The sequence below is a fragment of the Brevibacterium gallinarum genome (genome assembly GCF_014836885.1).
In the GTDB taxonomy this organism is placed as follows: Bacteria; Actinomycetota; Actinomycetes; order Actinomycetales; family Brevibacteriaceae; genus Brevibacterium; species Brevibacterium gallinarum.
The window spans coordinates 36,295-60,348 of the sequence record NZ_JACSPY010000013.1 but is presented as its reverse complement, the minus strand read 5'-3'; the positions used below and the strand labels follow the sequence as shown (position 1 = coordinate 60,348).

23 protein-coding genes are annotated in these 24,054 nt (G+C 69.3%); 21 read left to right on the top strand and 2 right to left on the bottom strand.

All coding sequences use genetic code 11. The features are described 5' to 3' along the window. Positions 1 to 9: 9 nt before the first annotated feature. The 19 genes from steA to H9634_RS11720 all read left to right on the top strand — a co-directional run bounded on the left by steA (position 10) and on the right by H9634_RS11720 (position 19,623). Positions 10 to 1,281, top strand: coding sequence for a putative cytokinetic ring protein SteA (steA, locus tag H9634_RS11810; RefSeq protein WP_191726831.1), 1,272 nt, complete (start codon positions 10 to 12; stop codon positions 1,279 to 1,281). Continuing rightward, positions 1,278 to 2,282, top strand: coding sequence for a copper transporter (locus H9634_RS11805; RefSeq protein ID WP_191726830.1), 1,005 nt, complete (start codon positions 1,278 to 1,280; stop codon positions 2,280 to 2,282). Before steA ends, H9634_RS11805 begins: the two co-directional genes overlap by 4 nt. Further along, positions 2,279 to 3,124 (top strand): hypothetical protein, encoded by an 846-nt coding sequence (locus tag H9634_RS11800; protein WP_191726829.1) that lies wholly within the window; start codon positions 2,279 to 2,281, stop codon positions 3,122 to 3,124. Before H9634_RS11805 ends, H9634_RS11800 begins: the two co-directional genes overlap by 4 nt. Next, the gene (murJ, locus tag H9634_RS11795) at positions 3,124 to 4,752 is read left to right on the top strand and encodes a murein biosynthesis integral membrane protein MurJ (protein ID WP_191726828.1); all 1,629 of its coding nucleotides are present in this window, start codon (positions 3,124 to 3,126) and stop codon (positions 4,750 to 4,752) included. Before H9634_RS11800 ends, murJ begins: the two co-directional genes overlap by 1 nt. Positions 4,753 to 4,845: 93 nt before the next feature. Continuing rightward, positions 4,846 to 5,982: a glycosyltransferase family 4 protein gene (locus H9634_RS11790; RefSeq protein ID WP_225210890.1), complete on the top strand. Its 1,137-nt coding sequence runs from the start codon at positions 4,846 to 4,848 to the stop codon at positions 5,980 to 5,982. 62 nt (positions 5,983 to 6,044) lie between these two features. Further along, positions 6,045 to 7,226, top strand: a complete 1,182-nt coding sequence (locus tag H9634_RS11785) for a group 1 glycosyl transferase (protein WP_191726827.1) — start codon at positions 6,045 to 6,047, stop codon at positions 7,224 to 7,226. 60 nt (positions 7,227 to 7,286) lie between these two features. Further along, positions 7,287 to 8,951: a CTP synthase gene (locus H9634_RS11780; RefSeq protein WP_404801691.1), complete on the top strand. Its 1,665-nt coding sequence runs from the start codon at positions 7,287 to 7,289 to the stop codon at positions 8,949 to 8,951. After that, positions 8,951 to 9,688: an NUDIX domain-containing protein gene (locus H9634_RS11775; RefSeq protein ID WP_191726825.1), complete on the top strand. Its 738-nt coding sequence runs from the start codon at positions 8,951 to 8,953 to the stop codon at positions 9,686 to 9,688. The genes H9634_RS11780 and H9634_RS11775 overlap by 1 nt, the downstream gene beginning before the upstream one ends. Next, positions 9,688 to 10,650, top strand: a complete 963-nt coding sequence (gene xerD / locus H9634_RS11770) for a site-specific tyrosine recombinase XerD (RefSeq protein ID WP_191726824.1) — start codon at positions 9,688 to 9,690, stop codon at positions 10,648 to 10,650. The genes H9634_RS11775 and xerD overlap by 1 nt, the downstream gene beginning before the upstream one ends. A 147-nt stretch (positions 10,651 to 10,797) precedes the next feature. Then, positions 10,798 to 11,634 (top strand): ParA family protein, encoded by an 837-nt coding sequence (locus H9634_RS11765; RefSeq protein WP_175295077.1) that lies wholly within the window; start codon positions 10,798 to 10,800, stop codon positions 11,632 to 11,634. Between the two features lie 8 nt (positions 11,635 to 11,642). Then, positions 11,643 to 12,536, top strand: a complete 894-nt coding sequence (locus tag H9634_RS11760) for a segregation and condensation protein A (protein WP_191726823.1) — start codon at positions 11,643 to 11,645, stop codon at positions 12,534 to 12,536. Further along, on the top strand, positions 12,533 to 13,243 hold the full coding sequence (gene scpB / locus H9634_RS11755; protein WP_191726822.1) for an SMC-Scp complex subunit ScpB: 711 nt from the start codon (positions 12,533 to 12,535) through the stop codon (positions 13,241 to 13,243). Before H9634_RS11760 ends, scpB begins: the two co-directional genes overlap by 4 nt. Before the next feature lie 73 nt (positions 13,244 to 13,316). Continuing rightward, positions 13,317 to 14,162, top strand: coding sequence for a pseudouridine synthase (locus H9634_RS11750; RefSeq protein WP_191726821.1), 846 nt, complete (start codon positions 13,317 to 13,319; stop codon positions 14,160 to 14,162). Between the two features lie 8 nt (positions 14,163 to 14,170). Continuing rightward, the gene (locus tag H9634_RS11745; RefSeq protein ID WP_191726847.1) at positions 14,171 to 15,259 is read left to right on the top strand and encodes a prephenate dehydrogenase; all 1,089 of its coding nucleotides are present in this window, start codon (positions 14,171 to 14,173) and stop codon (positions 15,257 to 15,259) included. Then, positions 15,256 to 15,921: a (d)CMP kinase gene (gene cmk, locus H9634_RS11740; protein ID WP_191726820.1), complete on the top strand. Its 666-nt coding sequence runs from the start codon at positions 15,256 to 15,258 to the stop codon at positions 15,919 to 15,921. Before H9634_RS11745 ends, cmk begins: the two co-directional genes overlap by 4 nt. Before the next feature lie 5 nt (positions 15,922 to 15,926). Next, complete coding sequence (der, locus tag H9634_RS11735; RefSeq protein ID WP_191726845.1) at positions 15,927 to 17,468, top strand: ribosome biogenesis GTPase Der; 1,542 nt, start codon at positions 15,927 to 15,929, stop codon at positions 17,466 to 17,468. After that, positions 17,465 to 18,700, top strand: a complete 1,236-nt coding sequence (locus H9634_RS11730) for an AI-2E family transporter (protein ID WP_191726819.1) — start codon at positions 17,465 to 17,467, stop codon at positions 18,698 to 18,700. Before der ends, H9634_RS11730 begins: the two co-directional genes overlap by 4 nt. Before the next feature lie 24 nt (positions 18,701 to 18,724). Next, a complete protein-coding gene (locus tag H9634_RS11725) occupies positions 18,725 to 18,946 on the top strand; it encodes a hypothetical protein (RefSeq protein ID WP_225210889.1) in 222 nt (73 codons plus the stop codon). Positions 18,947 to 18,987: 41 nt separating this feature from the next. After that, the gene (locus H9634_RS11720; RefSeq protein ID WP_191726817.1) at positions 18,988 to 19,623 is read left to right on the top strand and encodes an L-threonylcarbamoyladenylate synthase; all 636 of its coding nucleotides are present in this window, start codon (positions 18,988 to 18,990) and stop codon (positions 19,621 to 19,623) included. Between the two features lie 76 nt (positions 19,624 to 19,699). Here H9634_RS11720 and H9634_RS11715 read toward each other — a convergent pair whose 3' ends face one another. Both H9634_RS11715 and H9634_RS11710 read right to left on the bottom strand, forming a co-directional pair. Beyond that, positions 19,700 to 20,374 (bottom strand): TetR/AcrR family transcriptional regulator, encoded by a 675-nt coding sequence (locus tag H9634_RS11715; RefSeq protein WP_191726816.1) that lies wholly within the window; start codon positions 20,372 to 20,374, stop codon positions 19,700 to 19,702. Between the two features lie 11 nt (positions 20,375 to 20,385). Beyond that, complete coding sequence (locus H9634_RS11710) at positions 20,386 to 21,888, bottom strand: class I adenylate-forming enzyme family protein (RefSeq protein ID WP_191726815.1); 1,503 nt, start codon at positions 21,886 to 21,888, stop codon at positions 20,386 to 20,388. Positions 21,889 to 22,014: 126 nt separating this feature from the next. On the opposite strand from H9634_RS11710, the gene H9634_RS11705 reads away from it, so the two are divergent. Beyond that, on the top strand, positions 22,015 to 22,830 hold the full coding sequence (locus tag H9634_RS11705) for an SDR family oxidoreductase (protein WP_191726814.1): 816 nt from the start codon (positions 22,015 to 22,017) through the stop codon (positions 22,828 to 22,830). Positions 22,831 to 22,844: 14 nt separating this feature from the next. Further along, positions 22,845 to 24,050: an acyl-CoA dehydrogenase family protein gene (locus H9634_RS11700; RefSeq protein WP_175294971.1), complete on the top strand. Its 1,206-nt coding sequence runs from the start codon at positions 22,845 to 22,847 to the stop codon at positions 24,048 to 24,050. The last annotated feature ends 4 nt before the right edge of the window (positions 24,051 to 24,054 follow it).

Genomic DNA, 24,054 nt, shown 5'->3' with positions numbered 1-24,054 from the left:
GGCGGCACCATGAAGATCCGCAAGAGCCGCGAGACCATCGAGACCGATCTGACGATCGGCCCAGCCGTGACGCGCGTCGACCGCCGCACGAAGGATCTCACCAAACGACTCCAGCCCGGTGAGATCGCCGTCATCTGCCACTCGGACATCGACCGCGTCTCCGCTGAGGCTCTCGTCGAATGCCGCCCGGCGGCCGTCGTCAACACCGTCAAGTCGATCTCGGGACGCTACCCCAACCTCGGGCCCGGGATCATCGTCGACGCAGGCATCCCGCTCATCGACGAGGCCGGCGAAGAGCTCATGGACTCCATCACCGAAGGTGAGGAGCTGCAGCTGAGAGACGGCGTCCTCGAACGCGACGGCACGCCCCTGGGCGACGGACGCGTGCACACCCGGCTGAGCATCGAAGAGCAGATGAAGGACGCCGAGTCCGGGATGAACAAGGTGCTCGTTGACTTCGTCGAGAACACCATCGAGTACATCCGCAAGGACTCCGACCTGCTCTCGGAGGACTTCGTCGTCCCGCACGTGCGCACGAGCTTCGCCGGCCGGCACGCGCTCATCGTCGTGCGCGGCTACCACTACAAAGAAGACCTCGCGATGCTCAAGACCTATATCCGCGAGTACCGGCCGATCCTCATCGGCGTCGACGGGGGAGCCGATGCGATCCTCGAAGCCGGCCACTCACCGGACATGATCGTCGGCGACATGGACTCCGTCTCCGATGCCGCCCTGAGCTCCGGAGCCGAACTCGTCGTCCACGCCTACCGCGACGGCCGGGCACCCGGTGTCGAACGGCTGCACGACCTCGGCCTCGAATGCGTCATCTTCCCCGCCTCGGGCACCAGCGAGGACATCGCGATGCTGCTCGCCGATGACAAGGGCTCCCCGCTCATCGTCGCCGTCGGCACCCACGACACGCTCATCGAGTTCCTCGACAAGGGCCGCCGAGGCATGGCCTCGACATTCCTCACCCGCCTGCGCGTCGGCTCGAAGCTGCTCGACGCCAAGGGCGTGTCCCTGCTGTACCGGCAGCGGATCTCCTCCTGGCAGCTGACGATCCTCGCCCTGGCCGGACTGTTCGCACTGTTCGTCGCGATGTCGGCCACTCCGGCCGGACAGACGCTGCTCGGGCTCATCGGCGCCCAGTTCGACGGGCTCATCCAGTGGATCGAGAACCTGTTCTCACCGGCCCCGACCCCTGAGGCGCTGGCCGCGCTGCCGTTAGAATCCCATCTGCCCGCCACCCATCTGCTCGACGAAGGGCCTCCTCTGACGTGATCGACTTCCGCTACCACCTCGTGTCCCTCATCTCGGTGTTCGTCGCCCTGGCGATCGGCATCGTGCTCGGCGCAGGACCGCTGAAGGAGCCGATCGGCGAATCCCTGCAGAGCCAGGTCGACTCACTGCGCGCCGACCGCGACGAACTGCGCACCGAGCTCGACCAGTCGAAGGCCGACGTCAACGACCTCAACGAGTTCATCGCCGCCAGCGCCCCGGACCTGCTCAAGGACCGGCTGCCCGAGGTGCCGGTGACCCTCGTGCGCGCCGCCGACACGAACGCCGACGCCGTCAACGCTGTGCGCGACCGCCTCTCCGAAGCCGGTGCTGCGGTCAACGACGGCGGTGAGCTCTCCGCAGACGCCTTCGACCCGAAGGGCGCTGAGGATCTGCTCGACACGCTGCGCTCGATCGACCCGAACCTGCCCGATGACGATGCGAGCGCGCTGACCACGGCGCTGGCGGCAGCCGTCTCCGCCGGCGGTGCTGCCGAGGAAGCCGCCACCGAGGCTCCGGCCGACGATGCGACCGACGCCACCGCTGCCCCCGGGGACGGTGAGGGCACCCGCTATGACCAGAAGCAGTCCGAAGACGTGCTCCAGGCATTCGGCGCCGCCGGCCGGCTCAACGGCGGCAGCTATGCCGCCGCCGAGGTCATCGTCCTCATCGCCCCGCCGGTTCCCGAGGCACAGGCAGGCCAGGGCGATGCCGCCGCCACCGACGCGCCGCGCCCGGAGGCCAACGCCTACTCGGCCTTCGCCGCCGACCTCGACAGAGCCACTCCGACCGTGGTGGCCGGCACGACCGCCGGCGCTGAAAGCGGGCTGGTCGGCTACGTGCGCGAGAACGACACCGGCGTCTCGAGCGTCGACAGCATCGAACTCGGCGCAGGCCCGGTCATCACCGCGCTCACCGTCGCAGCCCTGCACGACGACACGTCCGAAGGCCACTACGGCTTCGCCGCCAACGCCGACGCCCTCATGCCAGGAGCAGAGAAATGATCCGCACGCTCGTCACCGCCTCCGTCGCCGCCGTGGCAGGCTACGCCGCCACGCGCACAGTGATCGCCGCCCGTGACCGCTTCGGCTTCGGCGACCGTCTCGACCGCACCAACCACGCCGGAGAGACCGTCTCGCTCATCGAAGGCCCGGCCGCTGCCGCCGGCGCCACCACCGTCGCGATCTTCGCCGACCCGCTGCCGCACCGCCTGGCTGCCACCCTGGCGACGACTGCGGCCGGCATGCTCGGTGCCGTCGACGACTTCGCCGAATCCGGCAGCGAGAAGGGACTGCGCGGACACCTGAGCGCCCTTGCCCGCGGCGAGGTCACCACCGGCGGCCTCAAAGTCCTCGGCATCTCCGCCTCCTCGGTCGTCGCTGCGCTCATCGGCCGGGACGCCGAGGAGCTGTTCGGTTCCCAGCTCGCCGGCAGCCTCGCCGATGCGGTGCTGGCAGGCGGCGTCATCGCCGGCACCGCCAACCTCATCAACCTCCTCGACCTGCGCCCGGCCCGGGCGCTCAAGGCCAGCGCCCTGCTCGCCGGCATCGGCCTGCTCAGCGGCCGCGGCTCCGCCCTCGTGCTCAGCGGCGGCAGCCTCGGCGTCATCGCCGCAGCCTTCGCCGATGACGCAGCCGGTCTCACAATGCTCGGCGACACCGGCGCCAATGCCCTCGGCAGCCTGCTCGGCACCGCTGCCGCACTCGACGCCTCCCGCACCGAACTCGCCCTCAGCCTCGCCCTGCTGGCCGGCCTGACCCTGGCCAGCGAGAAGGTCTCCTTCACCGAGGTCATCGAAAGCACCCCGGGACTGCGCGAGCTCGACGCCTGGGCACGAGTGCACTGATGCCCCGCTGGCTGCGGGCCACGGCTGGGGCGGCACTGGCCGTCTCCGTCATCACCCTGCTGACTCGGGTCATCGGGTTCGTCCGCTGGCTCGTCTTCTCACCGACCGTCGGCGCCGGCGTCGTCGGCACCGCCTACCAGGCCGCCAACCAGGTCCCGAACATCCTCTACGAGGTGGTCGCCGGAGGTGCGCTGGCCGGTGCGGTCGTGCCGCTGCTGGCCGCCCCGATCGCCCGGGCCGACCGCGCACAGGTCAACCGGATCGCCTCAGCCCTGCTGACCTGGGCATTGGCATTGACCCTGCCGCTGGCCGTCCTCGTGGCCGTCTTCCACCAGCCGCTGGCCGCAGCCCTCATCTCCGGCGGTGCTGAAGCCGACCCGGCCGCAGCCCACTACGCCGGCCAGTTCCTCCTCATCTTCGCCGCCCAGCTGCCGCTCTACGCAGTCGGGGCGGTGCTCACCGGCGTGCTGCAGGCCCACCGGAAGTTCCTGTGGCCGGCGTTCATGCCGCTGCTCTCCAGCCTCGTCGTCATCGGCACCTACCTCGCCTACGGCGCCGTGCCCACCGACCCGAACCACGCTGCCGCGGGGCCCCTGGCTCTGCTCGCCTGGGGCACCACGGCCGGAGTCGTCGCCCTGGCCCTGCCGCTGTGGCTGCCGACCGCTGCCACCGGGGTGCGGCTGCGGCCGACCTTCACCTTCCCCGACGGCGTGGCCCGCCGCGCCGTGCGCCTCGGCACCGCCGGCATGACCGCACTCATCGCCCAGCAGATCGCGATCCTCTCGGTGCTCACCGTCTCCAACCGCACCGGCGGCACCGGCGTGTTCGTGCTGTTCAACTACATCCAGGCCGTGTACATGCTCCCGTACGCAGTGCTCGCCGTGCCGATCGCCACCGTCGTGTTCCCGCGCCTGTCCCGGCAGGTCGCCGAGGCCGGCGCCGAGGTGCCGCGCACCGTGGCGACGACAACCGCCGCGATCCTCATCGCCGGCGGCCTGGGAGCCGCGATCCTCGTGGCCGCAGCCGTGCCGCTGCAGCAGTTCTTCACCGCCTTCGACGCCGCCTCCGGTTCCGAGGCGGTGCCCTTCGCTGCGATGTCGACCGCCATCCTCGTGATGGCACTGGCCGTGCCCGGCTGGTGCATGATCGCCTGGGCGATGCGCATGTACGCCGCCCTCGAATCCGCCCGCTATGCCGCCATCGGCACCACCACCGGATGGATCTCCGTCATCGCCACCGTGCTCATCGGAGCCGCCGTCATCACCACCACCGACCCTGGCCACCGTGCAGCGCTGACGTTCATCCTCGTCTGCCTCGGCCATGCCGTCGGCATGACGGTCGCTGCGGTGCTCCACCTGTCCTTCCTGCGCCGGGCCGTCGGCCCCGACGCGCTGCAGGGGGTGACGCGCAGCCTCCCGGTCACCGTGCTCACCTCCCTTGCCGCAGCCGCCGCCGGCTACGGCAGCGCCCAGCTCATGCTCGCTGCGACAGGCAGCTGGCCGCCGGCCGGCGGAGCAGTCGTCTCCGGGCTCATCGCAGGGCTTGCCGCCGTCGCCGTCATGGCCGGACTCACCTTCGTGCTCAACCGCCGGCTCCTCATCTCGCTGCGTCAGCTGTCCGGCCGCTGATCCGGCCGGCCAGCGGAGCCCTCCGGATTCGCTAGACTGGCCAGTGCGGTGCCGTCAGGCCCCGTTGAGCGATCGACTGAGAGGACATCGTCCATGCGCAGCCTGCGGATTCTGTTGGTCTTAGCCACCTCCACCGGAGGAGTGGGAACCCACGTCGCCTCCTTGGCCCGGGAGTTCGCGCAGGCAGGCCACACCGTCGGCGTCATCGGTCCATCAGCCACCAACGATCAGTTCGGCTTCGACGCCCTCGGCCAGGTGGTCTTCGCCCCGCTCGAACTCGGCACCAGCCTCAGCCTCAGGGACACCGCCTCGATCAACCGGCTGCGCAAGCTCATCGCCGCCTTCGACGCTGACATCGTCCACGCCCACGGCTTCCGCGCCGGCTTCACCACCCTCATGGCCACCAGCCGGATCCCCAAGCGCAAGCGCCCGCGCACCGTCGTCTCCTGGCACAACCAGGCGATGGGCAGCGGGATCAGGGAACTGGCCGAGAAGGCCGTGCAGATGTACGTCGCCCGCGGGGCCGACCTGACGATCGGGGCGAGCTCCGACCTCGTCGTCCGCGCCCGCGACCACGGTGCCCGCAACGCTGTCTTCGCCCCAGCCGCAGCCCCCGACCCGCAGTTCGCCGAAGACGTCAACAACCGGCTGCTGCGTTCGCGGCTGCTGCGCGAACTGGCCCTGCCGCGCGATACCGTCCTCATGCTCGCTGTCGGCCGGATCGCCCCGCAGAAGAACTACGGCCTGCTCTTCGACGCCCTCGCCCGGCTCGATGACGACCGGGTGCACCTGCTCATCGCCGGGGCCGCCGATGAGGAGGAGCTGCGGGTGCTGCGCAAGCGTGTGATCGCCGAGCAGCTGCCGGTGCAGTTCCTCGGTCAGCGCGACGATGTCACCACGCTGAACCAGGCCGCCGACATCTTCGTCCTCTCCAGCCTGTGGGAGGCCCGCGCACTCGTGCTGCAGGAGGCGATGATGGCCGGCAAGGCGATCATCGCCACCGCCACCGGCGGCACCCCCGAACTGCTCGGCGACGCAGGCCTGCTCGTCACCCCCGGGGACGCCGAGGCGATGGCCGAGGGCATCCGGATGCTCGCCGCTGAGGAGCGGATGCGCACCGAGCTCGGCCGCCGTGCTGCCCACAAGGCACTCGATCTGCCGCGCGAACCCGAAGTCGCCCGCACGATCCTCCGCCATTACACGTCCCTGCTCGATGCCGGCAGCCGCTGAAACATCGCTAGGCTAGAGACAGACGCACCACCCATCCGCGACCAGCAGAAAGAGCGACAGCCATGAGCGAACTCGCCAGCCAGACGCCCCTCGGACCGGATCCCAACACCCGGATCATGCACGTTCTCGACACTGCCGATTCCGTCGTCGTCGAGATGGCCCGCGAGACCATCGCCCGCCACCTGCAGGCCGGCTACCCGACCGCCGTCGCCGCCCGCCGCAACGTGTTCGACTCCCTTGGTCTCGACACTGCCGACCCGCTGCTCGTCCACATCGAGATCGGCGCCGTGCGCGGCATCCGCGTCTCCGACGCCTCGCATGCCTTCACGCTGCACAAGTACTACCGGCACGTCGATCTCGTCCACGCCCACGGCCTCCACGCCGGTGCGCTGGCCGGGCTGGCACTGACCGGCCTGCCGCAGCGGAGGCACCCGGCGATCATCACCACTGTCGAGCGATTCGATGAGTCCAGCACCGTCGACACGCTGCTGGCCCGCACCGTCGCCCGCACCTCGACAGCCGTGCTCGGCACCACCGACCCGGTCTGCGAGTACTTCGCCGACCTGGAGGTCCCGGTCACCGAACGGGCCCCGCTGCTGCGCCCGGACCTCGACCCGCGCGGCGACCTGCAGACGGCGATCACCCGCGACCGCAGACGTGTGCGCCGCGACCTCGACGTGCCCGCCGGCCACTGGCTCATCGCCAGCCCGATCGAGATGCGCGACGGCACCGACCTGACCACCGTGCTCGACGCCGCGATCAGGCTGCCGAGCCACCGTCCCGACCGCCGCTGGGTCGTCGCCTTCACCGGCGGGGGAGCAGCCCGCGACCAGGTCAGCCGCGAGATCGGCAACCGCTTCGACCACATCCGCGTGGCCAGCGAATACTCCGCCGCCGAGGTGGCCGCTGCCGCCGATCTCGTCATCGCCGCTGACCGGATGACCGGGCTGAGCACCGAAGGGCTCATGCAGATGCGCCGGCCGGTCGTCCACATCGGCCGGGAGCGCGGCGCCCGCATCTGGGGTGAGAGCGTCACCCACGTCGATGCCGACGACACGCCCGGCCTGCTGGCCGCCATCACCGACTACGTCGACAACCCAGCCACCCGCGCCACCGCAGCAGTCGCAGCCAAGGATCGGGTTGCCGCCTCCACCAGCGTCGACACCGCCGGGCTGATCCTGCTCGACATCTACGACACGGTCCTCGGCATGCACGCCGGCACCCGCCCGATCGAGCGCCGCTGATACCCACCGCCTCCCTGACGGGACGCGGTGCCCTCCTCCCTGATAGGATTCAATTCCGTGGTGAATCGATTGCGAACAAGCGGACAGAACACAACCCGGCACATCTTCGTCACCGGGGGTGTGGCATCCTCCCTCGGCAAGGGACTGACAGCATCATCGCTGGGACACCTGCTCGCACAGCGCGGGCTCAAGGTCGCGATGCAGAAGCTCGACCCCTACCTCAACGTCGACCCGGGCACGATGAACCCCTTCCAGCACGGTGAGGTGTTCGTCACCAACGACGGCGCAGAGACCGACCTCGACATCGGCCACTACGAGCGCTTCCTCGGCACCGACCTCGACGCCAGCGCCAATGTCACCACCGGCCAGATCTACTCCTCGGTCATCGCCAAGGAGCGCCGCGGCGCCTACCTCGGCGACACCGTCCAGGTGATCCCGCACATCACCGATGAGATCAAGCTGCGGATGCGCTCCCAGGCCGAGCGCACCGACGGTGAGGCCCCCGACGTCATCATCACCGAGGTCGGCGGCACCGTCGGCGACATCGAATCGCTGCCGTTCCTCGAAGCCGCCCGCCAAGTCCGCCACGACGTCGGCCGCGAGAACTGCTTCTTCATCCACGTCTCCCTCGTGCCCTACCTCGGGCCCTCCGGAGAGCTCAAGACCAAGCCGACCCAGCATTCGGTGGCCGCACTGCGCTCGATCGGCATCCAGCCCGATGCGATCGTGCTGCGCTCCGACCGCGAACTGCCGGATTCGATCCGCGCGAAGATCGGCTCGGCCTGCGACGTCGACTTCGAAGCAGTCGTCTCCTGCGTCGACGCCCGCTCCATCTACGACATTCCGAAGGTCCTGCACGACGGCGGCCTCGACGTCTACGTCATCCGCCGCCTCAACATGCCCTTCCGCGACGTCGACTGGGACCAGTGGGACTGGGTGCTCGAACGCGTCCACAACCCCCGCCACGAAGTCGAGATCGGCCTCGTCGGCAAGTACATCGACCTGCCTGACGCCTACCTGTCGGTGACCGAGGCGCTGCGCCACGGCGGATTCGCCGAAGACGCGAAGGTCAACATCCACTGGATCGCCTCCGATTCCTGCGAAACCCCCGAAGGCGCTGCCGAGCACCTCGCCGGTCTCGACGCGATCTGCGTGCCCGGCGGCTTCGGCATCCGCGGCATCGAAGGCAAGCTCGGCGCCCTGCGCTACGCCCGCGAGAACGGCATCCCGACCCTCGGCCTGTGCCTGGGCATGCAGTGCATGGTCGTCGAATACGCACGCAACGTCGCAGGCATCGACGAGGCGTCCTCAACGGAATTCGATCCCGACACCTCGGCCCCGGTCATCGCCACGATGGCCGAGCAGCTCGACATCGTCGACGGCGCAGGGGACCTCGGCGGCACCATGCGCCTGGGCCTGTACAGCGCCGACCTGCTGCCCGGCAGCATCGTCGCCGGCGTCTACGGCGCCGACGAGGTCTCCGAGCGCCACCGCCACCGCTACGAGGTCAACAACGCCTACCGCGAGCAGCTCACCGACGCCGGACTCGTGATCTCGGGCACCTCGCCGAACCAGCAGCTCGTCGAGTTCGTCGAACTGCCCGCCGACGTCCACCCGTACTACGTCGCCACGCAGGCCCACCCGGAGCTGCGGTCCCGGCCGACTGAGGCCCACCCGCTGTTCTCCGGTCTCGTGCGCGCAGCACTCGACCGGCGCAGCGTCTGATGCACGCCCGACACACCACCTCGGCGGCCGAAGCCCTGACGGCCGGGCAGCACCCGGCAGGCGAGCTGCGCGACGAGTTCGCACCCGCCGAGGTGACCGCGAGCGAAACCGCCTTCCGCGGCTACGTGTGGGATGTGCTGCGCGAGACGTTCTCCCTGCCCGAATCCGAGGAGCCGCTGACCCGCGACTTCGTCCAGCACACCGGAGCCGTCGCGGTCGCTGCGATCGATGCCCAGGACCGGATCCTGCTCATCCAGCAGTACCGGCACCCGGTGCTGTGCCGGGACTGGGAGATCCCAGCCGGCCTGCTCGACGTGCCCGGCGAGGAACCGCTGCATGCCGCGCAGCGCGAACTCGGTGAGGAAGCAGACCTGCACGCAGGGCAGTGGCACCTGCTCGCCGACCAGCTCTCGACCCCCGGAGGCGTCAGCGAGACGCTGCGGATCTTCACCGCCCGCGAGCTCAGCGCCGTCCCGGAAGCCGAACGCCACCTGCGCGACGGGGAGGAGAACGGCATCGTGCCCGTCTGGATCCCGCTGACCGAAGCCGTCGAGGCTGTGCTGGCCGGACGCATCACCAACGGCACCGCAGCCCTGGCGATCCTCCACGCCGAACACGCCCGCACCCGCGGCTGGGAGAACATGCGCCCAGCCGACGAACCGTGGCCGGCCAGAGACGTGCAGCTGCGCACCCGCGGCACCCGCACCCGAACCGGGCCCGTCACCGACGGATCCTGATGGCCCGCCACGCAGCCGAACTGCTGCCCGAGGCGCCGGCCACCCTCGGCGACCCGGTCCGCGACTACCTCGCCCACCTGCAGCTCGAACGCGGCCTGTCGCACAACACGCTCGACGCCTACGCCCGCGACCTCGCCCGGCTGCTCACCTGGCTCGACGACCAGCAGATCCGCGACCTCACCGCCGTCACCGGCGCGGATCTGGAGACCTTCCTCGCGCACATCGCCGACACCGGCCTGGCGGTGCGCTCCCGCGCCCGGCTGACCGTGGCGATCCGGCGGCTCTTCGGCTTCCTCCACGCCGAAGGACGAGTCCCCGACGACCCGGCCGCTGAGATCTCCCCGCCCCGGGACGTCAACTCCCTGCCGCATGCGCTCACCATCGCCGAGGTCGAACGTCTGCTCGCCGCCTGCGGCGGAGACGAACCGGTCCAGCTGCGGGCACGGGCGCTGCTGGAGTTCCTCTACGCCACCGGCGCGCGCATCAGCGAGGCGATCGGCGTCGACATCGACGACATCGACCTCGAATCCCGGATCGTGCGCCTGTACGGCAAGGGCAGCAAGGAGCGCCTCGTGCCGCTGGGCTCACACGCCTGTCAGGCGCTCGAAGCCTGGCTTGTGCGCGCTCGGCCGGATATGACCGCCCGCGCCGGCACCGGCCAGCAGACCGGCCGGCAGCGCGCCGGCGCCGTGTTCGTCAATCAGCGCGGCGGCAGGCTCAGCCGCCAATCCGCGTGGCAGACCATCAAGACCGCCGCCGAGCATGCCGGCCTCGACGACGACATCAGCCCGCACTCACTGCGCCACTCATTTGCCACCCACCTGCTCGAAGGCGGTGCCGACATCCGGGTCGTGCAGGAGCTGCTCGGTCATGCCGCCGTGACGACCACCCAGATCTACACGCGGGTGACGAGCCAGACCCTGCGCGAGGTCTACGCCACCACCCACCCGCGGGCCCGCTGAACCGGTGCGCAGCCCAGGCTGCGGCGGCAGGCGCGGTGGAGCGGCGAAACTGCCGGTGCGCACGATAAGCTGAGCACATCCGAGACGAAAGGTGAGACTGGCGTGGCTGATTCGCAGCAGAAGCTGGACATCCCAGATGCCGAGGTGATGGGCCCGACCGGGCGACCGCAGGTCGAGTACCCTGAACCGCCGCCGCTCGACGGGCACGGCCCGGCACGGATCATCGCAATGGTGAACCAGAAGGGCGGCGTCGGCAAGACGACCTCGTCGATCAACCTCGGAGCGGCGCTGGCCGACTACGGCCGCCGTGTGCTGCTTGTCGACTTCGATCCGCAGGGCGCGCTCTCCGTCGGGCTCGGCCTCAACCCCCACGACCTCGAGCGCAGCGTGTACAACGTGCTGATGAACTCCCGCCTCGACCCGCACGAGGTCATCGAGCCCTCCAACGTCGAGGGCATCGACATCCTGCCGGCCAACATCGACCTCTCGGCTGCCGAAGTGCAGCTCGTCGGCGAAGTCGCCCGCGAACAGGTTCTCGCCCGCGCCCTGGCCAAGGTCGCCGATGAGTACGACGTCATCCTCATCGACTGCCAGCCATCGCTCGGCCTGCTGACCGTCAACGCGCTCACCGCCGCCCATGGCGTCATCATCCCGCTGGAGACCGAGTTCTTCGCCCTGCGCGGCGTCGCCCTGCTCGTCGAGACGATCGAGAAGGTCCAGGACCGCCTCAACCCCGGCCTGGAGATCGACGGCATCCTCGCCACGATGTTCGACGGGCGCACCCTGCACGCCAAAGAGGTCATCGCCCGGGTCGTCGAAGCCTTCGGAGACCGGGTCTTCGACACCGTTATCAGCCGCACCGTGAAGTTCCCCGACGCCTCGGTGGCAGCCGAGCCGATCATCTCGTTCGCCCCCACCCACACCGGAGCACAGGCCTACCGTCAGCTGGCATGCGAGCTCGTCGCCCGCGGGGGAGCACCCTGAGCCCAGCGATGACCACGGCACAGCAGGACGCCTCGGCCCCGGCCGCCGGCGATGCCGAGAGCAGCGCAGCCACCGGGCAGCACGCGTCCGGCGGCTTCGTCGTCAGGCTGGAGAACTTCTCCGGTCCCTTCGACCTGCTGCTCGGGCTCATCTCCAAGCGCAAGCTCGACATCACCGATGTCGCCCTGGCCGAGGTGACCGACGAGTTCATCGCTTACGTCACCGCGCTGCGCAAAGAGCAGAGCCTCGAGGAGCTGTCGAACTTCCTGCTTGTGGCAGCGACCCTGCTCGACCTCAAGACCGCCCGGCTGCTGCCGCGCGGCGACGTCGATGACGAACTCGACTTGGAGCTGCTCGAAGCCCGCGACCTGCTCTTCGCCCGGCTGCTGCAGTACCGCGCCTACAAGGCCGTCTCCGCCGTCTTTGCCGAGCAGATGGCACACGCCGCCACCCGCACCGCCCGCTCAGTGCCGCTGGAAGACGGGCTGCGCGACATCCTGCCGCCCCTGGAGATCACCGCCACCCCGCAGGTCCTCGCCGCGATCTACGCGACCGTCCTGCAGCGCGACCACACCCCGCCGACGGTGAGCACCGACCACCTGCACCTGCCCCAGATCAGCGTCGCCGAACAGCGCACCGTGGTCCTCACCCGCCTCGGCCAGCACGGCCGGCTGACCTTCTCGGACCTCATCGCCGATGCCGAGAGCACCCTCGTCGTCGTCGCCCGGTTCCTGGCACTGCTCGAGCTCTTCAAAGCCGGGATGTGCGACTTCGACCAGCCCGCCCCGCTCGGCGAGCTCACCGTGGTGGCCGCCGAAGCCGAGGACCTGGCGACCATCGCACTGCCCGACACCGACGAATGGGACGCCCCGACCCCACCCGATGACGAGGAGCCGACATGAGCGAGCAGCACACCCTGCAGGGTGGGGAACCGGCCGCGACGCAGGGCGTTGAGCAGGCCGTGACACAGGTCGAGGAAACGCTGCTGGCCGGGATCGAAGCCGTGCTCATGATCGCCGATGCCCCCGTCACCGCCGAAGCGCTGGCGGTCAGCCTCGGCATCGACGCCGGCGCCGTCACCGCCGCCTGCCGGCAGCTGCAGTCCGACTACGACGGACGGCAGCCGGGCACCCGGCGGCGCGGCTTCGAACTGCGGGAGGCCTCCGGCGGCTGGCGGATCTACTCGCGCAGCGACTACCACGACCTCGTCTCCGACTTCCTCACCGCCGGGCAGACCGCCACCCTGTCGCAGGCGGCCTTGGAGACCCTGGCCGTCATCGCCTACCGGCAGCCGGTCACTCGCGCACGGATCTCCGCGATCCGCGGCGTCAACGTCGACGGCGTGGTGCGCACCCTGCTCATGCGCGGGCTCATCGTCGAAGCCGGCACCGAGGAGCTGACCGGTGCACGCCAGTTCACCACCACCGGCCAGTTCCTCGAAAGCCTCGGCATCGACAGCCTCGACGAACTGCCCGACATCGCACCCTTCCTGCCGGCCGACGACGACGTGGCCACCGGCGATGACATCGACCTCGACGCAGACGCCGACGAACCGGCAGCACCGGCCGAGGTCGGCCTGGAGACCGGCGGAGAGCCCACCGACACCTGAGCGGCAGCACGACCCGCAGCCACACCTCGTGCCCGGTTCGGCAACCACGTGCGGGTTTGAGACAATGACCCCTATGACTCGCAGCAATCCTCGCGGACCCGGCCACCGGTCCAACCGCCCGACCCGCCGACAGCGCAGCCACGCGCAGCGCACCGCCCAGCAGAACGCCTCGGCGGCCAACGCCGTCCACCAGCCTGACGGCGTGCGCCTGCAGAAGGTGCTCGCCGATGCCGGCCTCGGCTCCCGGCGCGCCTGCGAGCAGCTCATCGCCGACGCCCGCGTCGAGGTCGACGGGCAGATCGTGACCGAACTCGGCACCCGCATCGACCCGGAGACCCAGACCGTCCACGTCGACTCGATGCGCATCGTCACCGCCCCCGACCGCGTCTACCTCGCCTTCAACAAGCCCGCCGGCGTCGTCTCGACGATGGACGACCCCGACGGCCGGCCGAGCCTGGCCGAGTACCTGCGCGACCGGCCCGAACGGCTCTTCCACGTCGGCCGCCTCGACGCTGAGACCGAAGGTCTGCTGCTTATCACCAACGACGGGGAGCTGTCCAACCGGCTGACCCACCCGTCCTATGAGATCCCCAAGACCTACCTCGCCCAGGTGCGCGGGGCGGTCGCCAAGGACGTCGGCGCCCGCCTGCGCGAGGGCATCGAACTCGACGACGGCATCGCCCGGGTCGACTCCTTCAAGCTCATCGACTCGACACCGGGCCGGGCGCTGGTCGAACTCGTCCTCCACGAAGGCCGCAACCGGATCGTGCGCCGCCTGCTCGACGCCGTCGGCAACCCCGTCGACCGGCTCGTGCGCACCCACTTCGGCCCGATCGCCCTGGCCGAACAGCGCCAGGGCAAGGTCCGCGACCTGCGCCCCGACGAGATCGGCGAGCTCATGCAGGCGGTCGGCCTGTGAGCCAGACGATGCGCGTGCACATCGTCGGCACCGGCCTGCTCGGCACCTCACTGGGACTCGCGCTCACCGGCGCCGGCCACGCGGTGACGCTCGCCGACCTGTCACCGACCGCCCAGCGGCTGGCCGCCGACCTCGGCGCAGGCACCGTCGGCGAACCGGAGGCGACCGACGTCGTCATCGTCGCCACCCCGCCCGATGTGGCCGGCCAGGCGATCCTCACCGCACTCGAGCGGTTCCCCGAGGCGACCGTGACCGATGTCGCCAGCGTCAAGACCGTGCTGCTGCATGAGGTGCGCGCAGCCTGCGCAGCCGGTGACCTCGACCGCTACATCGGCTCCCATCCGATGGCAGGCCGCGAGAAGTCCGGGGCGATCGCCGCCCGCGACGACCTGTTCGTCGGCCGGCCCTGGGTGGTGTGCTCCGACGACGACACCCCGGCTGAGCGCCTCGCCCAGATCGTCGCGCTGGCCACCGATGTCGGCGCGGCCGTCGTCCACCTCGATCCGGAGTTCCACGACTCCTCAGTCGCCCGCGTCTCGCACGCCCCGCAGGTGATGGCCAGCCTCATGGCCGCCCAGCTCGTCGACATGCCCGCCGACGGAGTGGCACTGGCCGGGCAGGGACTGCGCGACGTCACCCGCATCGCCGCCTCCGACGCCAGCCTGTGGACCCAGATCCTGGCCGGCAACGCCGCCGAGGTCCGCGACGTGCTCACCGCCATCCGGACAGACCTCGACACCCTCATCAGCGCCCTCGACCTGGAACCGGGATCGATCGCGACGATCGCGCAGACGATCACCGCCGGCAACGACGGCTACGACCGGATCCCCGGCAAGCACGGCCAGGCACCGCAGAAGTACGCCGAGATCACCGTCCTCATCGACGACACCCCCGGCATGCTCGGCAAGCTCTTCGCCGACGTCGGCGAACTCGGCATCAACATCGAGGACATCCGGATCGAGCACGCCACCGGCGTTAAGCTGGGCAGTGTCGAAGTCGCTGTCGTGCCGGCACGGCAGCGCGAACTCGAAGAGGGCCTCACCTCCCGCGGCTGGTGGGTTCCCGAAGCCGTGATCGAACACGAAGGACAGGAATGACCGTTATCGCCATCGACGGCCCCAGCGGCGTCGGAAAATCCAGCGTCTCGAAGGCCGTGGCCGCCCGCCTCGGCTACGCCTACCTCGACACCGGGGCGATGTACCGGGCGATGGGCTGGCTGTGCATGACCCGCGGCATCACCGACCCCGGCGACGTCGTCGAACTCGTCCGCGGCGCTGACCTGGAGATCTCCACCGACCCGAGCGCCCCGACCGTCGCCGTCGACGGCATCGACGTGACCGAGGAGATCCGCTCGGCAGAGGTCTCGGCCAGCGTGCAGGTCGTCTCGGCCGTACCTGAGGCGCGCAGCGAGCTCATCGAACTGCAGCGGCAGATCATCGCCGCAGCTGAGCCCGGCATCGTCGTCGAAGGCCGCGACATCACCACCGTCGTCGCTCCCGACGCCCCGGTCCGCATCCTCATGACCGCTGATGACGAGGTGCGTGTGGCCCGCCGTGCCAAGGAGACCCACGGCAATGCCGGCGCCGAGGCGGTGGCCGCCACCCGCGACGTCACCCTCGGCCGCGATGCCAAGGACGCGCAGACGACGAGCTTCCTCACCGCAGCAGACGGCGTGCACACGCTCGACACCACCCACATCGATTTCGACCAGTCGGTCGGCGCAGTCCTCGCACTCGTCGCCGCCGCACAGAAAGCCTGATGACCATGTCACCCTCCGCACAGGAGCCCGGATCCCAGCCTGCCGACGGATTCGTCGAGCACCCCGACGATTCGCTGCCCGAGCGCGTGCAGGCGATCGACCACGATGACGCCGAACAGCGCGCCGCCTCGCTGCGCGCCGGCCTCGACCAGTACGAACTGGAAGAGGAGGACCGGGAGCTGCTCGAAGCCTACGGTGTCATCGAGGCCGAAGACGGCGGACGCGGACCGGCCCCGGTGCTCGCGATCGTCGGCCGGCCCAACGTGGGCAAGTCGACGCTGGTCAACCGGATCCTCGGGCGCCGCGAGGCCGTCGTCGAAGACGTCCCCGGCGTCACCCGCGACCGGGTGAGCTACCACGCCGAATGGAACGGCCGCCCGCTCACCCTCGTCGACACCGGCGGCTGGGACATCGATTCGCGCGGCATGGCCTCCCGCATCGCCGAGCAGGCCGAGATCGCCGTGCGGATGGCCGATGGCGTCGTCTTCGTCGTCGACGCCACCACCGGGCCGACGGCCACCGACGAACACGTCGTGCGGATGCTGCGCCGGTCGGGCAAGCCGGTGCTGCTGGCAGCCAACAAGGTCGATGACGAACGCGGCGAACTCATGGCCGCCGAACTCTGGTCACTCGGGCTGGGCGAACCGCACCCGATCTCCGCCATGCACGGCCGGGGAGTCGCCGACTTCCTCGACGCGATCATGGAGATGCTGCCGGAGGTCTCGGCGACCGGGCAGACCGAAGAGGTCGGCGGCCCGCGCCGCATCGCCCTCGTCGGCAGGCCCAACGTCGGCAAGTCCTCGCTTCTCAACCAGCTCGTCGGCACCGAACGCGTCATCGTCGACAACACCGCCGGCACCACCCGCGACCCGGTCGACGAACTCGTCGAACTCGGCGGCAGGCAGTGGCGCTTCATCGACACTGCCGGCATCCGCAAGCGCGCCCGTCAGTCCTCTGGGGCGGACTTCTACGCGGCCCTGCGCACCCAGACCGCGCTCGAGCGCGCCGAGGTCGCCGTCGTGCTGCTGGAGGCCAATGAGCCGCTGAGCGATCAGGACATGAAGATCATCCGCCTCGTCCTCGACGCCGGCCGTGCACTCGTGCTCGCCTTCAACAAATGGGACCTGCTCGATGAGGAGCGCCGCCACTTCCTCGAACGCGAGATCGAACGCGATCTCGGCCACGTCGCCTGGGCCCCGCGCGTCAACATCTCCGCCAAGACCGGCCGGCACGCCGAGAAGCTCGTACCCGCCATGGAGGCGGCTCTCGAAGGCTGGGACACCCGCATCCCGACCGGCCGGTTCAACGCCTTCCTCGGCGAGCTCTCAGCTGCCAATCCGCACCCGCTGCGCGGCGGGAAGCAGCCGCGCATCCTCTTCGGCACGCAGGCCTCCACCCGGCCGCCGAAGTTCGTGCTCTTCACCACCGGGTTCCTCGACCCCAGCTACCGCCGGTTCATCACCCGGCGGCTGCGGGAGACCTTCGGCTTCACCGGCACCCCGATCGATGTGAGCATGCGGATCCGGGAGAAGAGGAAGGGCCGTTGACCAGCGCAGGCCGGTCGGGCACCGCTGAGGCGGTCCGGCCCCGGGAGTGGGCGCTGCCGCGGTTCACGATCATCGTCCTCGGCTTGGCCGGGCTGTTCTTCGCCGTCGGATTCATCAAGGACCTCCAGCTCATCATCGCCCCGGTGTTCCTGGCCTTCAACCTCGTGATCGTCGCCTATCCGGTGCAGGCCTGGCTGATCCGCCGCCGCGTCCCGGCCGCCGCTGCCGCTGTTGTGACCGTGCTGCTGGTGCTCAGCGTCGTGGCGGCCTTCTTCGCAGTCACCGGCTGGTCGATTGCCGAACTCGTCCTCGTCATCCCCGAATACTCCGATGAGCTCGACAGCCTCTACCGCGACCTGCTCGCCGGCAGCTCATCGCTGGGTCTGACTCCCGAGTTCGTCAAGGAGCAGATGGCGAACTTCGACGTCAACCAGCTCGCCGCTGCGCTGCGCGAGGTGCTGTCGAACGCGACTCTGGTCGTGACGCTCGTGACGACGGCGATCATGGCGACCTTCTTCATCCTCATGGACTCTCTGGCCTTCCCGCGGCGCATGACCCTGGCCTCGGGCGTGCAGCCGCGCTTCGTGCAGGCGATGAACACCTTCGCTGTGGGCGTGCGCCGCTACTGGGTCGTCGCCACCGTATTCGGCCTCATCGTCGCCGCCCTCGACGTCGTCGCCCTCATCATCATCGGCGTGCCGCTGGCGCTCGTGTGGGGTGTGCTGGCGTTCCTGACCAACTACATCCCCAACATCGGCTTCGTCATCGGCCTGGTGCCGCCGGCCATCATGGCGCTGATCGAAGGCGGCTGGTGGGACGCCCTGTGGGTCGTCATCGCCTACAGCCTGCTCAACTTCGTCATCCAGGCGATCATCCAGCCGAAGTTCACCGGCCAGTCCGTCGGCGTCACCCCCTTCATCTCGTTCCTGTCCCTGCTGTTCTGGGTGTGGGTCCTCGGGTGGTTCGGTGCGCTGCTGGCCCTGCCGGCGACCCTGCTGGTCAAGGCGCTGCTCGTCGACGCCGACCCGCGCGCCCGCTGGATCAACCTGCTTGTCGCCTCCGATGTGCGCGCTGCAGAGTCCCCGCTCCTTGCCAGCCCGAGCGAGTCGATGGACAATTCAGGTGAGGAGTCTCACACCGAGGCGGTGGAGGACTCCCAGCCGGGGCTGACGATGAGCGAAACGGCAGCCCCCGGTCGCTCACCGAAGCGCGCGGTCATCGACCTCGACTGACCGCCCCTGCAGGTAGGCGCAGTCGTGAAAACCCTCCTCAGCATCATCGTGAGTGCTCTGCTCTGGGTCGTCAGCGCCGCAGTTGTGTGTGCGCTCGCCGCCCTCGTGCTCTTGGCACTGGCCGGGCAGGCAGGTGAGGAGCTGCGTCCAGACGGCACCCATCTCAGCCTCACAGCACTGGCCGCAGTCGCCGTCGCCACCGCAGTGACGCTCATGGCCCGACGGCGGGTTCCCGGACTGGACTGAGACCGGTGTGCACCGCCTGCATGTCTCGATAGACTTGGCCAATGGCACAGATACTCGATATCCATCCTGAGAACCCGCAGCCGCGGCTCATCCGCCAGGCCGCCAAGGCCATCGCCGATGGCGGTCTCGTCGCCTACCCGACCGACTCCTGCTATGCGCTCGGGTGCGCGCTGGAGAACAAGGACGGCATCGAGCGGATCATCCGCATCCGCCAGCTCGACTCCAAGCACCACTTCACGCTCATGTGCCACGACTTCGCGCAGCTGGGCCAGTTCGTCATCGTCGACAACTACGCGTTCCGCACCATCAAGTCCCTGACGCCGGGGCCCTACACCTTCATCATGAAGGCGACGAAGGAGGTGCCGCGGAAGATGATGCACCCGAAGAAGCACTCGGTCGGCGCCCGGATTCCGCAGAACGCCACCGCACTGGCACTGGTCGAGGAGGTCGGCGAGCCGATCCTGTCCTCAACGCTGCTGTTGCCCGATCACGAGGAGCCGCTGACCCACGCTGAGGACGTCGCGGAGGCGCTCGGCAAGCACGTCGACGTCATCATCGACTCCGGCGTGCCCGGCACCACTCCGACCTCGGTCATCGACTTCACACCCGGCTCGCCGGTCGTGCGCCGGATCGGCGCCGGCGACATCTCCCGCTTCGACGACATCGACGAAGCCTGACCGCCAGTCCCGTAAGCCCGAGGCGCGGGGCCCAGCGCGCAGTGTTGAGCGCTCAGCGCTGCCCGGGGCGAGTCTCTCAGCGCTGCCCGGGGGCGAGCTCGAGGGCCGAGACCCACAGCTGTGAGAGCTTGTCGGCCAGTTCCTCGACTCCTGCTTCGCTGCAGTAGCGCTGCTGGGGCTCGTCGACGTAGATCGACTTGCACGTGCGGCTCACCATTGCCGAGAGCGCCTTGGCCGTCAGGTCCGGGTCGAGGTCGGTGCGGATGTGCCCGGCTGCCTGCATCTGCTCGATGCTGCGTCTGTTGCGCCGGTAGAACACCCGGTTGCGCGCCAGCCGGATATCCCGGATCTCCGGATCGACCGCAGCGACCTGATCCATGAGCGCAACCTCCCGGGCATTGTCCCGGTACCGGCGCACGTACACTCCGGTAGCCTTCCGGATCTTGGCGATGAGCGCCTCGGGGCCGGGCACGTCTGCGCCGGGATCATGGTCCGGGTCGCCCCACGCATGATCGGCAGCGACCACCGGGGCGTAGGACTCCTCGATGATCGCGGCGAGGATCTCCTGCCGGTTGGCGAAGTACGTGTACAGCGTGCCGGTCGAGCAGCCGACCCGCTCGGTGATCGTCGAGAGCCGGGTGGAGAAGTAGCCCTGCTCATAGAACACGTCGATCGCCGCATCGATGAGGGCCTGCCGGGTGCGGCGGCCGCGCTCGGTCAGCGGTGCACCGGGCTGGCGCTGAATGGTCATCGCTCACTCCTTCACAGTTCGATCGAGCGCTTGCGGATCTTGCCCGTCGGGCCCTTCGGCAGGCCGTCGACGATGCGGATGATGCGCGGGATCTTATACGCCGACAGCGACTGCCGGCACCACGCCTCAATCTCATCATCTGTCAGCTCGGCGCCGGGCATCGGGGTGACGACAGCGGCGACCTGCTGGCCGTAATGGTCGTCGGCAGCCCCGATGACAGCGGCTTCGAAGACCTGCGGATGGGCGTAGAGAACCTCCTCGACCTCACGCGGATAGACGTTGTAGCCGCCGTGGATGATGAGGTCCTTGAGCCGGTCGACGATGTAGAGATAGCCGTCCTCATCGACATGCCCGAGATCCCCGGTGCAGAAGAACCCGTCGGCATCGAACGCCTCAGCGGTGGCCTCGGGTCGGTTCCAGTAGCCGAGCATCACGAGCGGGCCGCCTAGCCGCACCTCCCCGGTCTGCCCGGGCCCGCACGCCTGACCGGTGGCAGGATCGACGATCCGCACGTCCATCGTCGGGGCAGGCAGGCCGACCGAGCCGATCTTGTCCTCACCCTCGGCGGCGTTGAACGTGCCGAACGCGCAGGTCTCAGTCAGCCCGTAGCCCTCGGTGATCGAGGCGCCGAACCGGGTGTGGAAGGCGCGCATGAGGTCCAGTGAGATCGCCGCCCCACCTGAGAGCGCCAAGCGCAGCTGCGGAGTCGTGACGTCCTCGTGGGCAGTGGAGTGGGTGAGCGCATTCCACATCGTCGGCACGCCTGCGACGATCGTGAGCTCGTCGGCGATGATCGTCTCCAGCAGCTCATCGGCATCGAAGCGCGGCAGCAGCGTGATGGCGGCGCCGTTGGCCAGCACCGGGTAGGCCACCGAACCGAGCCCGAAGACGTGGAACAGCGGCAGTGCGGTGCCAGCCCGGTCGGCAGGGGACAGGCCGGCCACCGCCTCGGCGGCGGTGACACCGGTGAGCAGGGTGCGCGCTGAGAGCATCGCCCCCTTCGGGCGGCCGGTGGTGCCCGAGGTGTAGAGCAGCAGCACGCAGTCCTCCAGGTCCCGGGTCACCGGGGTGAAATCCGGGCGCGCTGCCGGGAGTTCATCCATGTCGACGGGGGTCAGCAGCTCGGCGGTGATACCGAGCGACTCGGCGGCAGCCGTGCCGGCCTCGGGGCAGATCGGGTGCATGATGAGGCGGCTGGCACCGGAATCGGAGAGCACGAAGCTCAGTTCGGGAACCGTCGAAAGGGGATTGAGGCACACAGTGATCGCTCCGCAGGCCTCGACGGCGAGGAATTCGACGAGGAACTCCGGGCAGGTCGGTGCGATGAGACCGACGCGCTCACCCGGTCTGAGACCGGAGGCCTGCAGTGTGAGTGCACGCGCGGCAATCGCATCGGCCAACTGCCAGAAGGTCAGGGATGTGCGCTGCGCGGCGCGCGGGCCGCGCACCGCGATGTGCTCCGGCCGGGTGCGCGCGTGCTCCAGCAGCGGGTCGAGAAGCGACACCTGCGACATGAGGATCTCCTTCCAGGAGGTAAACGTTCGTTCGTTAGTTCTTGAAATTGACGCTTACGTCAACTATAAGTTGAGATGTCACCTGCATCACAGACGCAGCAGGAGAATTCTTCAGAAGGGGCACCCATGGACGTCTCAGGCGCAGTCGCCATCGTCACCGGCGGCGCCGGCGGCATCGGCCGGGCCATCGCCGCACAGCTCATCGACCGCGGCGCCTTCGTGATGCTCGCCGACGTCGCCGACACGGTCTCCGTGATCGCTTCCGAACTCGGCTGCCGTGCCTGGCAGGGCGACTGCGCATCCGAGAACGGCATCACCGAACTCCTCGCCCGCACCCGCGCCGAACTCGGTGAGATCGACCTCTACGTCGCCAATGCCGGCATCGCCGGTGCGCGCGGGCTCGGCGCATCTGACGCCGACTGGGACGCGGTCCTCGACATCAACCTGCGCGCCCACATCCGCGCCGCCCAGGCGCTCATCCCCACCTGGCAGGCCAGGGGAGCAGGCTGCTTCGTCTCCACCGCCTCGGCGGCGGGCCTGCTGACCCAGATAGGGCAGGCCGGCTACGCCGTGTCCAAGCACGCCGCGCTCGCCTTCGCCGAATGGCTGTCCGTCACCTACGGCGAGGACGGCATCCAGGTCGCCTGCCTGTGCCCGATGGGCGTGCGCACCGAACTGCTCATGGCCGGGCTCGACAGCGCGGACCCCGCCGAACGCGTTGCCAGCCGTTCGGTCGCCGAAGCCGGTGAGCTGCTCAGCCCCGAATACGTCGCCGCCCGTGTCATGGACGCGATCGACGACGGCACGTTCCTCATCCTGCCCCACCCGGAAGTCGCCGAGATGTTCCAGATGAAGGGCTCCGACTACGACCGATGGCTGCGCGGCATGCGCCGCTACCAGGCCTGGCTCAAGGCCGAGGCCCGCACACACGACAACACCTGAGAGAAAGGCCAGCGATGTTCGACGAGACCGACCGCGCCAAGGAGCTGCGCGAGAAGCTGGAGTCCTTCATGGACTCCCACATCTATCCAGCCGAACCCGTCTACCGCGAGCAGATGGCAGCCCAGGACGACCCGCACGCCGTCCCGCCGATCCTCCAGGAGCTCAAGGGCGAAGCCCGATCCCGGGGACTGTGGAACCTCTTCCACCCGCACGAGGAATGGGGCCCGGGCCTGACGAACCTCGAATACGCCCCACTGGCCGAGATCATGGGCCGTTCACCGAACCTGGCGCCCGAGGCGACGAACTGCAACGCCCCGGACACCGGCAACATGGAGGTCTTCACGCTCTTCGGCACCGATGAGCACAAGGAGAAGTACCTGCGCCCGCTGCTCGACGGTGAGATCGCCTCCGGGTTCGCGATGACCGAACCGGCCGTGGCCAGCTCGGATGCCACCAACATCGAGATGCGCATGGAGAAGGACGGCGACGGCTACCTCCTCAACGGCCGCAAATGGTTCACCTCCAATGGCGCCCGCCCGGACTGCAAGGTCCTCATCGTCATGGGCAAGACCGACCCGAACGCCGAGAAGCACCGCCAGCAGTCGATGATGGTCGTGCCCACCGACGCCCCCGGAGTCGAGATCGTCCGCTCCCTGCCGGTCTTCGGCTACCTCGACCGCGAAAGCCACGCCGAAGTGACCTTCACCGATGTCCGCGTCGAGGCCAAGGACGTGCTCAAGGGCGAAGGCGAGGGATTCGCGATCTCCCAGGCCCGCCTCGGCCCCGGCCGCATCCACCACTGCATGCGCGCCATCGGCATGGCCGAACGCGCCCTGGAGTTCATGTGCCGCCGCGCCCATGAGCGCGTCGTGTTCGGTGAGCCGCTGGCAGCCAAGGCCAACATCCAGGACTGGATCGCCGAATCCCGCGTCGACATCGACCAGGCCCGCCTGCTGACCCTGCATGCCGCTGACATGATGGACAAGGTCGGCAACAAGGAGGCCCGCAACCTCATCTCCGAGATCAAGGTCGCCGCCCCGAAGGTCGCCCTGAGCGTCATCGACCGGGCCATCCAGGTCCACGGCGGCGCCGGTGTGACCGACGACTTCCCACTGGCCGAGATGTACTCCCACGCCCGCACCCTGCGGATCGTCGACGGCGCCGATGAGGTCCACAAGATGACCATCGCCCGCCGCGAGCTGCGCAAGTACGCATCCTGACCTG